The organism is Streptomyces sp. NPDC050423 (genome assembly GCF_040655445.1).
Lineage (GTDB): Bacteria > Actinomycetota > Actinomycetes > Streptomycetales > Streptomycetaceae > Streptomyces.
Map to the genome: position 1 here is coordinate 83616 of NZ_JBFAJY010000020.1, position 13500 is coordinate 97115.

The 13500-nt window shown below is 71.2% G+C and carries 12 protein-coding genes; 5 read left to right on the forward strand and 7 right to left on the reverse strand.

Annotated elements, in window-relative coordinates:
- Positions 1-494 precede the first annotated feature (494 nt).
- Entirely contained in the window at positions 495-1436 is a 942-nt protein-coding gene (locus AB0I52_RS17095; protein WP_363073295.1) for an ABC transporter substrate-binding protein, read from the forward strand.
- 7 nt (positions 1437-1443) lie between these two features.
- On the opposite strand, the gene AB0I52_RS17100 is transcribed toward AB0I52_RS17095, so the two are convergent.
- Positions 1444-2763 (reverse strand): DUF5685 family protein, encoded by a 1320-nt coding sequence (locus tag AB0I52_RS17100; RefSeq protein WP_363073297.1) that lies wholly within the window; start codon positions 2761-2763, stop codon positions 1444-1446.
- A gap of 247 nt (positions 2764-3010) precedes the next feature.
- Between AB0I52_RS17100 and sepF the strand changes: the two genes are divergently transcribed.
- On the forward strand, positions 3011-3454 hold the full coding sequence (gene sepF / locus AB0I52_RS17105; RefSeq protein WP_363073299.1) for a cell division protein SepF: 444 nt from the start codon (positions 3011-3013) through the stop codon (positions 3452-3454).
- 38 nt (positions 3455-3492) lie between these two features.
- On the opposite strand, the gene AB0I52_RS17110 is transcribed toward sepF, so the two are convergent.
- Positions 3493-4704, reverse strand: a complete 1212-nt coding sequence (locus AB0I52_RS17110; RefSeq protein WP_363073301.1) for an acyl-CoA dehydrogenase family protein — start codon at positions 4702-4704, stop codon at positions 3493-3495.
- 97 nt (positions 4705-4801) lie between these two features.
- Positions 4802-6529 (reverse strand): MFS transporter, encoded by a 1728-nt coding sequence (locus AB0I52_RS17115; protein WP_363073303.1) that lies wholly within the window; start codon positions 6527-6529, stop codon positions 4802-4804.
- A gap of 555 nt (positions 6530-7084) precedes the next feature.
- On the opposite strand from AB0I52_RS17115, the gene AB0I52_RS17120 reads away from it, so the two are divergent.
- A complete protein-coding gene (locus AB0I52_RS17120) occupies positions 7085-8161 on the forward strand; it encodes a phosphatase PAP2 family protein (protein WP_363073305.1) in 1077 nt (358 codons plus the stop codon).
- A 134-nt stretch (positions 8162-8295) separates the two neighbouring features.
- Here AB0I52_RS17120 and AB0I52_RS17125 read toward each other — a convergent pair whose 3' ends face one another.
- Positions 8296-8511 carry an I78 family peptidase inhibitor gene (locus AB0I52_RS17125; protein WP_363073307.1) on the reverse strand — a complete coding sequence of 72 codons (216 nt, stop codon included), beginning with the start codon at positions 8509-8511 and terminating at the stop codon, positions 8296-8298.
- Between the two features lie 652 nt (positions 8512-9163).
- Here AB0I52_RS17125 and AB0I52_RS17130 point away from each other — a divergent pair.
- Together AB0I52_RS17130 and AB0I52_RS17135 are read left to right on the forward strand one after the other, a co-directional pair.
- A complete protein-coding gene (locus AB0I52_RS17130) occupies positions 9164-9946 on the forward strand; it encodes a hypothetical protein (RefSeq protein WP_363073309.1) in 783 nt (260 codons plus the stop codon).
- A 137-nt stretch (positions 9947-10083) separates the two neighbouring features.
- On the forward strand, positions 10084-10425 hold the full coding sequence (locus AB0I52_RS17135; protein WP_363073311.1) for a hypothetical protein: 342 nt from the start codon (positions 10084-10086) through the stop codon (positions 10423-10425).
- Positions 10426-10590: 165 nt separating this feature from the next.
- Here the strand turns inward: AB0I52_RS17135 and der are convergent, their stop codons facing one another.
- The 3 genes from der to cmk form a co-directional block, all read right to left on the reverse strand.
- Entirely contained in the window at positions 10591-12060 is a 1470-nt protein-coding gene (der, locus tag AB0I52_RS17140; protein WP_363073313.1) for a ribosome biogenesis GTPase Der, read from the reverse strand.
- A gap of 64 nt (positions 12061-12124) precedes the next feature.
- Positions 12125-12787 (reverse strand): lysophospholipid acyltransferase family protein, encoded by a 663-nt coding sequence (locus AB0I52_RS17145; RefSeq protein ID WP_363073315.1) that lies wholly within the window; start codon positions 12785-12787, stop codon positions 12125-12127.
- Positions 12784-13500 carry a (d)CMP kinase gene (gene cmk, locus AB0I52_RS17150; protein ID WP_363073317.1) on the reverse strand — a complete coding sequence of 239 codons (717 nt, stop codon included), beginning with the start codon at positions 13498-13500 and terminating at the stop codon, positions 12784-12786. The genes AB0I52_RS17145 and cmk overlap by 4 nt, the downstream gene beginning before the upstream one ends.

Consider the following 13500-nt stretch of genomic DNA (forward strand, 5'->3'; position numbering starts at 1 on the left):
CGTGCCCTCGGCACGGAACACGAAGCTTGGAACGCGACAGCTCGGAGAACGAGGCGGACCGGCCCCTCAGCGCGGTCCACTGCCTCCGAGGTAAGCGCTGTTCACAACGGGATGTCAAGCCTGTCCACACTGTGAGCCGGACGCGGGGGGCCAGTTGACGGACCGCCGGATGCCTGTTCCACTTGGGCCATGCATTCGCAGAAGTGGCTGGTCAAGCGCTCCCACATCGACTTCGGTCGCGTGTGGTCCTGTTCCTGTTGAGCTGACCCCCTGCGTTTCCCGCTTTTCTCGCGCTTTCTCTGCGCTCTTCCTCGCGCCGCCGACCGGCGCGGAAGCCTCTCTCCCCGCGTGCCCTCGCGTACGCGACAGCGCTTCACCCTCCCCTCGCACTGAGTCGTCCGACGTCGCAGCACGTCTTCCTCCGCCCCTGCCGTGGGCTGCCTCGCGCTGCCCGGGGCCCGTCCACGGCCGCCGAAACTGGAGAACCTTCTCTGATGCCCCGTACCCGGCACACCGCTGCCTTCGGTCTGATCACCGCGGCCATGCTGGCTCTCACCGCGTGCGGTTCCGGCGATCCGGCGGCCGCCCCCGCCGGTGCGGCCGGTCCCGCCGCCAGGAACACGATCCCCACGGCCGACGTCGTGTCGGGGGTGAAACGGGACGGGGCCGCGGCCGGCCTGCTGCCGGCCGCCGTCCGCTCCTCCGGGACCCTGAACATCGCCTCCAGCGTCGGCACCCCGCCCGGGGCCACCTACCTGGAGGACGGCAGGACCCTGGCCGGTGCCGACATCGACATCGCGGACGCCGTGGCCAGGGTGCTCGGTCTGAAGCCGAAGCGGGAGGTCGCCGCGTTCGAGGCGATCCTGCCCGCGCTCGGCAGCGGGAAGTACGACGTGGGCACCGGAAACTTCGGGGTCACCGACGAGCGGCGCCGGACCATCGACTTCGTCACCTACCTCAATGACGGGCAGGGCTTCGCGGTCCGCGACGACAGCGAGTTGAAGAAGGTCACCGATCTGAACCGGCTCTGCGGTCTGACGGTGGGCACCGCCGCGGGCACCACGTTCGAGGTGACCCTGGAGGAGAACAGGCACCGGTGCGCCGAGGCCGGCGAGAAGCCGTACGACGTGAAGACGTACTCCGACCTGGCCGCCGTCTGGAGCGCGCTCCAGCAGGGGCGGACCGACGTGGTGATGTCGACCATCAACGGGCTGCGGTACGCCGTGAAGCAGCAGGAGGGCGTGCGCTTCCTCAACGAGTTCAAGCGTCTCGACGTCGGCTTCGCGTTCAAGAAGGGCACCGCGCTGGCGCCCGCCTTCCAGGCCGCGGTCAGCAGCCTCAAGGCGGACGGCACCTACGACCGGATCCTGAAGAAGTGGGGCATCGGCGCATCGGCGATCGGGACCTCGCGGATCTCACCGCCCGAGATCAGGTGACGCGAACTCAGCAGCCGCAGTCACAGCCGCAGTCGCAGTCGCAACAGTCACAGCCGTCACAGCAATCGCCACAGTTGCTACAGCAGTCGCAGCCATCGCAGCAGTCACCGCAGTCGCACTGACTGCACAGCCCCTCGCGGCGCTGACGGCTCCACGGATCGTCGAAGGTGCCGCAGCACATCTGGCAGGTGCAGGCGAGACCCGCCCACACCAGGCACCCCACGACGAGCCCACGCCGGTCGCGCGGGGGCTCCGGCGGCGGCTGCGGCGGACCGAAGGGGGCCCCGGGCCCCGAGGGGGCGTACGGGTTGCCCGGCGGTGGACCGAACGCCCCCTCGTGCCGCCCTCCTGACGGATGGCCGGCTCCCCCGGGACCCTCGGTCAGCAGGCCGCCCGACTGATGGGAACAGGCGTCCGTGGCGAAGGCCCGGTCCACCGAGCGCCGCAGTTCGTGCGCCAGCAGCACATGCGCCAGTCTGCCGTCGGTGAACTCCGCGTCGCGCAGTGCCAGCCGTACGCCGCGCAGCGCGTCGTCGCACAGCCGCCGGGCCTCGGTGCGCGAGGCGCCCGTCGCGGTCAGCGGGTTCCAGGCACCCGACGCGGCGTCAGCTTCCTGGTCCTCCACGGCATCCAGCAGATGTGCGAGGCGTCCGAAGAGGCGTCCCGCCTCGGCCAGCGGCGCGGCGTTCTGTGGTTTGCCCGCGAGTACGGCGGTGTGCGCGAAGGCCGCGGCGGTGGCCGTCTCGGTGGGTTCGGTGACCGTCAGCAGCGGGGTGCCGGGGCCCGCGAGCAGCTCGATGCCGGTCTGCCGGTCGACGGCGTCGACGAGCAACGCCGTGTCGAAACCGAGCTGTGCGCCGGTACGCGCCCCGGCGCGGTCCCAGCCCGCCGCCACCCTGCGGGCCGCCGCCGCGACCGGGCGCCGCTTCAACAGCCCGTCCCGGTCGGCGACGTGGTCCCGCACCTTCGCCGACGCCAGCACCAGGGAGACTGCGGCCGCCAGCCTGGCCCCCTCGCCGCGCGCGACCGGCGCGGTCCGCATCGCACGCAGCGGGCAGGGCCCCGCCGTGCGGCGCTGTGCGGGCGTGCGTTCGGTCTGAGCCTCCGTCAGGACCGAGACGATCAGGCCGTCGTAGTTCGTGACGATCCGGGCGAACTGCCCGTGGTCGGATCGAAGTGCCAGACAGAGCCCGCAGAGATGGGCCATCCACTCGGCCTTCAGCCCCTCCGACAGTCGATGGGTACAGGGCCTGACTATTCCGAACACGACGATCCCCCGGGTGTCGTTCAGCTGTGCGCCACGCTCGGGCGAGTGCGCGCCGTGCATCGTATCGAGCGTCCGGTTCACCCGTACGTCCCCCATGTCACCCGTACGGCCCGGAGCATCATATTTTCTTTCGCCAGTACCCTTTTACAGGAGGAACCTTGACGAATCACCACATCCTCTGCACCAGTACCGTCACGAATGCCCTGCGCGCCGCCAATCCCCTTGGCGCACGATCCGCATCATGGACGACCATAGGGATACGAAAGAGATGCGGAACGCCAAGGAACCGCGGTGAGAGGAGGCGTCCATGGGATCGGTGCGCAAGGCGAGTGCCTGGCTGGGCCTCGTAGAGGACAACGACGAGCGGTACTACGACGACGACGAGTACTCCGAGGGTGCACGGACCGGGACCGGACAGACCTGGGTGACCGATCCGCGGGTGCGGGTGGCGTCCGAGACGGCCGAGGAGACGGGCCGCCGGATCGCCACCGTGACCCCGGACAGCTTCCGGGACGCCCGGAGCATCGGTGAGCTCTTCCGGGACGGCGTCCCGGTGATCATGAACCTCACCTCCATGGACTCCGCCGACGCCAAGCGCGTGGTGGATTTCGCCGCAGGGCTGATCTTCGGACTGCGCGGGTCGATCGACCGCGTGGCCACCCGGGTCTTCCTGCTGACCCCCGCCGACACCCAGGTCGTCAACGGCGAAGCCGCCGGCCGGCCGGCCGACGGCTTCTTCAACCAGAGCTGAGCGGGGCGCTCACGGATCGGTCCTGCCGTCGTTCCGGCTCACCGGAACGCGTCCAGGCCGGTGAGCGCCTTGCCCAGCACCAGCTGGTGCATCTCCACGGTTCCCTCGTAGGTGAGCACCGACTCCAGATTCGTCGCGTGCCGCATCACCGGGTACTCCAGCGAGATCCCGTTGGCGCCGAGGATCGTGCGTGAGGTGCGGCAGATCTCGATGGCCTCCCGCACGTTGTTCAGCTTTCCGAAGCTGACCTGTTCCGGGCGGAGCCTGCCCGCGTCCATCCGGCGGCCCAAGTGGTGGGCGAGCAGGATGCCCTTGTGGAGTTCGACGGCCATGTCGGCGAGCTTGGCCTGGGTGAGCTGGAAGCCGCCGATCGGCTTCCCGAACTGCTCACGCGTCCGCGCGTAGTCGAGGGCCGCCTCGAAGCTGGCCCGTGCGGCGCCCATGGCTCCCCAGACGATGCCGTAGCGGGCATGGCTGAGGCAGCTGAGCGGCCCGCGCAGACCGGTGGCGCCGGGCAGTACGGCGTCGGCCGGCAGCCGCACCTCGTCGAGGATCAGCTCACTGGTGACGGAGGCGCGCAGGGACCACTTGTGCCTGATCTCGGGTGCGGAGAATCCGGGGGCACCGGTCGGCACGACGAAACCGCGGATACCGGCGCCCGCGGTGCCCTCGTCGGTCTGCGCCCAGACGATGGCGACCCCGGCGACCGAGCCGTTGGTGATCCACATCTTGCGGCCGCTGAGCACCCAGTCCTCGCCGTCGCGCCTGGCGTACGTCCGCATGCCGGCCGGGTCGGAGCCGTGGTCGGGCTCGGTGAGGCCGAAGCAGCCGATGATCTCGCCGGCCGCCATGCCGGGCAGCCACTGCCGCTTCTGCTCCTCGGAGCCGAAGTGGTGGATCGCGTACATGGCGAGGGAGCCCTGCACGGAGACGAGCGAGCGGATTCCGGAGTCGGCCGCTTCGAGCTCCAGACAGGCCAGCCCGTACTGCACGGCGGTGGCGCCCGCGCAGCCGTAGCCCTCCAGGGACATGCCGAGGGCCCCGAGCGCCCCGAGTTCGCGGGCCAGGTCGCGGATGCCGGGCAGCTCGCCGTTCTCGTACCACTCGGCGATGTGCGGCAGGACCCGGTCGACGGCCCAGGCCCGGACGGTGTCGCGGATCGCGAGATCCTCGGCGCCCAGGAGGTCGTCGATGCCGATGGGGTCGCGGGGGTCGAAGGGCGGAAGTTTCGAGGACGGAGCGGTGGACATGAGGAGGTGCCTCCGGCGGCTCGCACGGTACTGAGGGCGGTACGGGGAACGCCGAAAACTAGCAGTGTTAGTTACGGCGCCGTGCTGACGTTACGACTCAGTGTGCCGTGCGTCCAGAGCCGGTCGCCTCGGCGGGCTGCCGCGCGGCGGGGAGCGGGAGCAGCACCTTGGGCCGGTCCGCCGCCGGCGCCTCGCGGCCCCGGCGACCGCGGGAATCCTCGTCCTGCCCGGCCCCGGCGGTCTGGCAGACGTCCATGGACTCGCGGGGTTCGCAGAGCAGCGGCGGGCACTCCATCACCCTCGGCAGCCGCAGCGCGGCGAGCGCCCCGAGCAGCAGCAGCGCGGCGCTGACCAGCAGGGTGATGTGCAGCCCGCCGATGAAGGCGTGCCGGGCCGTGGAGCGCAGCACCTGACCGAGCGGGCCGCCCAGCTGCGCGGCCACCTGGTACGCCTCGCCGAGCGAGTGGGCGGCGGCGGTGCCGGCCGAGGCGGGGACACCCGCTTCGGGAAGCCGCGCCAGGCCCGGGACGTACGCGGCGTTCATGACACTGCCGAGCAGCGCGATCCCCATGCCGGCGCCCAGCTGGTAGGAGGTCTCGCCGATCGCGGCCGCTCCGCCGGCCCGGTCCGCGGGGGCGTCGCTGAGCATCGACTCGTACGCGCCGAAGAGCGTGGACTGGAGCCCGAAGCCGAGCAGGACGAAGGACGCCGTCAGCAGGCCGGGCCGGTCGTGCTGCCCCATCGCGGTCAGCATCAGCACCGCGGCGGCCGTCAGGACGAAGCCCCAGCCGACCATCCGGCGCGGACCGATCCGGCGCAGGGTGTACGAGCCGGTGGCGCCCGCGGCCATCGCGGCGAAGGTGAGCGGCAGCAGCCGCAGGCCGGTCTCCAGCGGGCTGAGGCCCAGGACGAGCTGGAGGTACTGGACGGCGATCAGCTCCAGGCCGACCAGGGCCAGCATGGCGAGGACGATGCAGCCCACCGCGGTGGAGAAGGCGGGCCTGGCGAACATCCCGATGTCGATCAGCGGGTGCGTCCGCCGCTTCTGGCGGCGGACGAACACCACGAGCAGCGCGGCCCCGATCAGCAGGGGGAGGAGCGTGGCCGGCCCGAGGAGACCCTCGCCGGTGCCCGCCCGCTTCACGCCCAGGACCACCCCGAGCACACCGGCGGCGGCCGTCAGGGCGCCGAGCACGTCCCAGGGGCCGTCGTCGCTGCCCCGGGACTCCGGGAGCAGCAGCCGGCCGAGCGGAAGGACCAGGGCCATCAGCGGGATGTTGATCAGGAAGACCGAGCCCCACCAGAAGTGCTCGACGAGGAAGCCGCCGATGACCGGTCCGGTGGCGGCGCCGACCGCGGCGACCGCGGACCACACGCCGATCGCCATGGCCCGCTCGCGCCGGTCCGGAAAGACCTGGCGGAGGATCGACAGGGTGGCCGGCATGATCATGGCGCCGCCGACGCCGAGCAGGGCCCGTGCCGCGATGAGCACGCCCGCGCTGTCGGCCATGGCGGCGACGGCGGAGGCGACCCCGAACAGCGCGTAGCCGAGCAGCAGGATGCGCCGCCGCCCGACCCGGTCGCCGAGGGTGCCGAAGAGGATCAGCAGTGAGGCGCAGACCAGCGGATACGCGTCCACGATCCACAGCAGCCCGACGGCACTGGGCCGCAGGTCCTCGGTGACGGCGGGGACGGCGACGTGCAGCACCGTGGCGTCGAGCGCCACGAGCAGCAGACTGAGGCAGAGGACGACCAGGACGACCCATCGATTGGCACCGTCGGCGGCTGCGCGCAGGCGGGTTCGGGCTGTGGTCGTCCCGGACATGCATCTACCTCCCAAGGTCCCTCGCGCTCGGCAGGCCCCCTGGGGTTTCAGCGTTCGCTGCCCCTCCGGGCCCGGCATCGACGGGCGAGTGATCCGCCAGCGTACGCGAGTTCGGCAGGGCTACACGTGGCCCATCTCATACCGCCAACGGCCTCCAGGTGTGGTGTACGCCACTGCTCCCGGCCGCCCCGACCCACCAGCAGACCCCTCACGACCTGCGGAGACGGCCCGTTCGGCGGTGCGTACGACGGCCTCCGGAAGCGTCGCGAATCGCCTGCCGGACCGCGGGTGAAGGCGTCGAGTAACCGGAACGATACCGTCCGTCCCCGCCCCCTCGGGGCTCCCGTTAAATACACTTCGGTATCCCGTGCGCTTTTCCGTCAATATCCAAAAACCCTTCCGGCGCGGGTGTCGAAGAAATAGAACGGAAGGAATCCGGGATTCTTCGGAGGTTCAGGAAAACCGACCGCGCTGAGACATAGTCCACATCACATCGTCATCACAAAGCGGCCGGATCGACCAGGTCACCCACTCACTCGCTGTAACGTCGATTGGGTGCGTACCGACATCTTTGCCCGCCTGGACCGGGAGCCGGAACCGCCGAAGATAGAGACACCGCGGATGAGCCGTCACCGCATCGCTCTCTTCGGCGGGACGTTGGCGTTCTATCTCGCCATCGTCATTGCCGTGCTCATGTCGTCCTGGCTGGTGACCCTGGACTGGAAGGTCATGCTCTTCCGGCCGTACCAGCAGTGGCCCGGAATCCATGCCTTCCTCGACTACTACGTCGTACTCGGTCAGCGCGGACCCACGGCCGTCATGGTCGCCTGCTGGCTCGGCTGGCGCTCCTGGCGGCAGCACACCCTGCGCCCCCTGCTGACGCTGGGCGCCTCACTGCTGCTGCTCAACGCGACGGTGGGGGCGGTCAAGTACGGCCTCGGCCGGCTCGGACCGCACTACGCGACCCAGATCGGCTCGGCCGAACTCTTCGCCGGCGGCGATATATTTCCGTCCGGGCACACCGCCAACGCGGTCGTGACCTGGGGAATCCTTGCCTACCTGGCCGCCACGCCGCGGGCCAGGCGCTATCTGTCGGCGATGTCCGCCGTCGTGTCGCTCGGGGTCGGCCTGACGACCGTGTACCTCGGTACGCACTGGCTCAGCGATGTGGTGCTCGGCTGGGCGGCCGGGCTGCTGATCCTGCTCGGCCTGCCGTGGTGCGAGCCGCTGATCACCCGGGCGGAGGACTGGATCTTCGCCGCCCGCGAGCGGCTGAGCGCCCGCAGCAGGCTCGTGCCGGCCCCGCCCGTCGCAGCGGGCGATCCCCGGCCGGTTCCGGCCGGACAGCCGGCCGTGGGCGAGACCGCGGCGCAGAGCCCGGCCCGCGAGCCGGTCGCCGCGGGCAGCCGCCAGGCGGCCACAGTCACGGCTGCGGGCACGGCCACAGTCACGGCTGCCGGCACGGCTGCGGGCGCCCGCCCGCGTGCCCACACCGCGCCTCCCGCGCACCAGGGCCACACGGTGCGCTCGGAACGCACACCGGTCACTCCGGCCGGCAGCCGCCGCCCGCCGCACGCGGACCGCACACCGCGCGGCGGTACGGCGCCGGCCCGGCCGGTGGCGGGCGGCTGACCCCTACGAGCGACGGGGGCGGTACGCACAGCCGCTCCCCCGTACGAGTGAGGGCCCCGACTCCGGTCGGGGCCCTCACTCGTACGGCCGGCGGACGCGCCGGTCCAGGGCCTCCGCCCAGCCGTACGGGAGCCTCAGCCGATCCAGCAGCGCTTCACGGCGCCGCCGTCGACCTCGAAGTTGATCCGGCCGCCCTGGAACTCCATGGTGATGACGGTGCCCGGCGGCAGGGCTCTGACCGTGGTCCAGCCACGCTCCCGGGCACGCCGTTCGGCGGTCTCGGCGGTGAGGCCGACATACGCGCCGGGCGCGTCGTCGGGCTGGGCGGAAGGAGTCGGTATGGGTGCCATGCCTCTCACCGTAGGCGGCCCCGGACGGCGGCGGAACCCGGGGCGCCGCCCGGTCGCACGGCATCCTCACGTCCCTCACCGGTCACGCTTGTGTCACAGGATCACCACACGTGTTCCCATCGGACCTCCTCACTCGAACGCGCGATTCACAACCCGACGCACAGTAATCGCACAGGTCCGAAAACGATCAGCGAAGAAGGCCCGAAAACCGGTCGAATATCCGCTGCCGGGCGGCATCGATTTCCCTCCGGAATACCCTCCCGTAAGCGAGGGGACGGTCGGGAATTCACTCTTCCTTATCGCACCCTTATCCCATGCTCACAATATCCACACCATCGGACCGGCCCGGCCGTGCGGTTCTGCCCGTATATCGGGCGACCCGAATCGCCCGCTTTCCGGCATCGAGCAGCCGCCGCGGGCACCTCCGCCGGCGGGGCGGGGCGGTCCCCGTCGGCCGGGCACAGGCCCCTCCACCGGCCCGGCCACGCACCACACTCTCCGATGTCAGGACTTATCGGTGTATCGCCGAACCGGTCGGCTCCTCGGTTCGATTCCGTTCGCATTCTCGCGTGACCCCGGCAGCAGCTCACCCGTTGTCTTCTTCATGAGCCGGGAACCGCCCGGCGCACGTACCGAGTTCGAGGAGCCACCCGTGCCGCGCATGCTCGACGTCAGCGAGGACGTACGCGCCGAGATCGGCGACGCCGAAGCCGACCGGCTGCTTGTCGGCGACAACGCCCCCGGCAGTTACGACTGCACCTCCTGCCGCACCCCCGGCGACTCCGAGCAGGAACGCACCAGCACGGTGCTGTTCGTCGGCGACGAGACCGCGGTCCTCGCCTTCGCCCACGCCACCTGCATCCCCTCCCAGGTCGTCCAGGTCGCCGAGGAGCAGTTGCAGGGGGCCGTGCGCAGCATCACCGGAAGCGAGCAGGAGGCCCAGGACCGGCTGAACTCCGAGCAGGCCGTGCTGGGGATCACCAGCGGCCTCGTCCTGATCGACGACGAACTCCACCCGGCCCTGGTCGTCGAGCCGACCGGGGCGATCGCCCGGCCCGGCACGGACGGCAGCGGCGGCGACGAGTTCCTCCAGCTGCTGCTGGAGCAGGGCTTCCACCCGGTCCAGCGGATGGACCAGGTCCCCGAGGTGCTGCACGGCTGGTCGATCCTGCTCGCCATGGGACAGCTGCACGCGGTGCTCCAGCCGGGCACCGGCGGCGGCGCCCCGGTGGCCTGGTGGCAGGCACACGCGCCCCTCCAGGTGACCGAGGGGTGGCGGACCGCGGCCAACAAGTCGCAGACCGTGCTCGTCTACGCCGCCCCGGCCGGTGCGATCGGCCAGCAGCCCCGCGAGGACCTGCTGCGCGACGCACTGGAGAAGGCCTCGGCCGGCGGGGTCCTGGTCGCCGCGGCGATGCCGCTGGCCGGTACCTGATCATGTCCGCGCACCCCGGAGCGCCTCACCGAACAGCTATTTCTCCGGCGGGCCCGCATCCGACGGGCGGTGGGGTCGTTGGCAGATACGTGCACTCATACGACCCCTCCCACCAGCGTCCGAGCCCGATCCCTGCCATGCGTCCCGCGCAGGACCCATCGGGTGGCCCGTCCCGCACCCCGATCTACGACGCGCTGTACTCCGAGTACCGCCGGTCGTTCAGGGCGTTGCCGGGTGACCGGAGCGGGGAGGAGAGCCTCGGGCTTCCGAGTTTCGGCAGTGGGTTCTTCGGCTCCCGCACCCCGCTGAGCGGCCACTCGGGCCACGGTGGAGCAAGTGCGTCCGGAACGGGCGGAGCCGCCGGGCACGGCAGCGGCAGCCCCGGCACTCACACCGGGAGCCTCGGCTCCTGGCAGCGGGTGGGGCGGCACGCGGGCCGGGTCCAGGCCGCGCTGCCGCCGGGCTCCCGGGGAGCCTGACCGTCGCACGCCGGAGCCTGACCGCGGACGGCGCCCGACCGCACGAAGGAGCCCCGGAACGCTCGGAGAACGAGTGGTCCGGGGCTCCGTCGTGTCCGGGGCTCCGCGAAGCCCGGGACGGACGCGGTCCGGGTGCTCACGCACCGGGACCGCGTCATCCGCTGCCTACTTGTTGCGGCCGCGCTTCTCGCGGACGCGTACCGAGATGTGGATCGGGGTGCCCTCGAAGCCGAACTCCTCGCGGAGCCGGCGCTCGACGAAGCGCCGGTAGCCGTGCTCCAGGAAGCCCGAGGCGAAGAGCACGAAGCGCGGCGGCTTGGTGCCCGCCTGGGTGCCGAAGAGGATGCGGGGCTGCTTGCCGCCACGGATCGGGTGCGGGTGGGAGGCGACGATCTCGCCGAGGAAGGCGTTCAGCCGGCCCGTCGGAACACGGGTCTCCCAGCCGTCCAGCGCGGTCTCGATCGCCGGGACCAGCTTCTCCATGTGGCGGCCGGTGAGGGCCGAGACATTGACCCGCGGGGCCCACGCGACCTGCGCGAGCTCAGTCTCGATCTCGCGCTCCAGGTAGTAGCGGCGCTCTTCGTCGAGGGTGTCCCACTTGTTGAAGGCAACGACGATCGCGCGTCCGGCCTCGACGGCCATGGTCACGATGCGCTGGTCCTGGACGCTGATCGACTCGCTGGAGTCGATCAGGATCACGGCGACCTCGGCCTTCTCCACGGCGGCCGCGGTACGCAGCGAGGCGTAGTAGTCCGCGCCCTCCTGGAGGTGGACCCGGCGCCGGATACCGGCCGTGTCGATGAACTTCCAGGTGATGCCGCCGAGCGTGATCAGCTCGTCGACCGGGTCGCGGGTGGTGCCGGCCTGCTCGTTGACGACGACCCGGTCCTCGTTGGCCACCTTGTTCAGCAGCGAGGACTTGCCGACGTTCGGACGGCCGATCAGCGCGATGCGGCGGGGGCCGCCGAGGGCGGTGCCGAACAGCTGGGCGGGCGCCTCGGGGAGCGCCTCCAGGACGGCGTCCAGCATGTCGCCGGTGCCGCGGCCGTGGAGCGAGGAGACCGGGTGCGGCTGGCCGAGGCCGAGCGACCAGAGCGCGGAGGCGTCCGCCTCGCCGCTCTGTCCGTCGACCTTGTTCGCGCAGAGCACGACGGGCTTGCCGGCCCGGCGCAGCAGCTTGACGACGGCCTCGTCGGTGTCGGTGGCGCCGACCGTGGAGTCGACCACGAAGACGACCGCGTCGGCCGTCTCGATGGCGTACTCGGCCTGAGCGGCGACGGAGGCGTCGAGCCCCAGCACGTCCTGCTCCCAGCCGCCGGTGTCGACGACCTTGAAGCGGCGGCCCGCCCATTCGGCCTCGTAGCTGACGCGGTCACGGGTGACGCCGGGCTTGTCCTGGACGACGGCCTCGCGGCGGCCGATGATCCTGTTCACCAGGGTCGACTTGCCGACGTTGGGGCGTCCGACGACGGCGAGGACCGGAAGCGGTCCGTGACCGGCCTCACCGATCGCGCCCTCGACGTCCTCGGGGTCGAACCCCTCCTGCGCGGCGAGCTCCATGAACTCCGCGTACTCGGCATCGCCAAGCGCTCCGTGCTCGTGGTCCGAGCCGCCGGAGTGAATCTGGTCGTTCATGAAGTCCGTTCCTCTTTACATCATCATCGATGGACCACGCAGCACGCGGTCCACTACTCAAGTCTTACTCAGCACGCCCGGTGAGGCGCCTGGCCTGCTCCAGGTGGCCGGTCAGCCGTCCCTGGATCCGCAACGTCGCCTCGTCCAGCGCCTTGCGCGTCCGCCTGCCGCTGTCGTCGCCCGCCTCGAAGGCATCCCCGAAGACGACATCGACGCGGCTGCGCAGCGGCGGCAGCGCCGATATCAGCCGTCCGCGCCGCTCGGTGCTCCCCAGGACGGCCACGGGCACGATCGGCGCCCCGCTGCGTACCGCGAAGTACGCGAGCCCGGCGCGCAGCGAGGCGAAGTCTCCTTCGCCCCTGGTGCCCTCGGGGAAGATCCCGAGCACCCCGCCGTCCCCCAGCACCCCGAGGGCGTGGGTGATGGCGGTGCGGTCGGCGGTCGTACGGTCCACCTTCAGCTGACCGATTCCGCGCAGGAACGGGTCCAGGGGGCCGACGAACGCCTCTTTCTTGATCAGGAAGTGGACGGGCCGGGGCGCGGTGCCCATCAGCATCGGACCGTCGACATTGTGCGAGTGGTTCACCGCGAGTATGACGGGTCCCGAGGCGGGGACCCGCCACGCGCCGAGCACACGGGGCCTGAACAGCCCGTACATCAGCCCGATCCCGATGCCTCGCCCGACCGCCGCTCCGCGCGGGGTGGGCGCGAGCGTGGCTGGGCTCACTTCACGGCCTGCTTCTCCCCGACGAGGGTGACGACGCACTCGATGACCTGCTGGAGGGTCAGCTCGGTGGTGTCCACCTCGACGGCGTCGTCCGCCTTGGCGAGCGGTGAGGTCTTGCGGCCGGAGTCAGCGGCGTCGCGCTTGATCAGCGCCTCCTTGGTGGCGGCGAGATCGGAGCCCTTCACCTCTCCGCTGCGGCGGGCGGCGCGCGCCTCCGGCGAAGCGGTCAGGAAGATCTTGATGTCGGCGTCGGGCAGCACGGTCGTGCCGATGTCCCGGCCCTCGACCACGATGCCCTTCTCCGCGCTCTCGGCGATGGTGCGCTGCAGCTCGGTGATCCGCGTGCGCACCTCGGGGACGGCGCTGACGGCGCTGACACTGGAGGTGACCTCCTGCGTGCGGATCGGTCCGGAGGCGTCCTCGCCGTCGACGGTGATCGTCGGGCCGGTGGGGTCGGTGCCGGAGACGATGACGGGCTTGGCGGCCGCGGTGGCCACCTCCATCGCGTCGTGCACGTCGATGCCGTTGTTCAGCATCCACCAGGTGATCGCCCGGTACTGGGCACCGGTGTCCAGATAGCTCAGGCCGAGCTGGGTGGCGACGGCCTTGGACGTGCTGGACTTGCCGGTGCCGGAGGGCCCGTCGATGGCGACGATCACTGCGGCCGGGGCGGTCCGGGCGGCGGCGCTTACGGTTTCCACGGTGGTGGACAC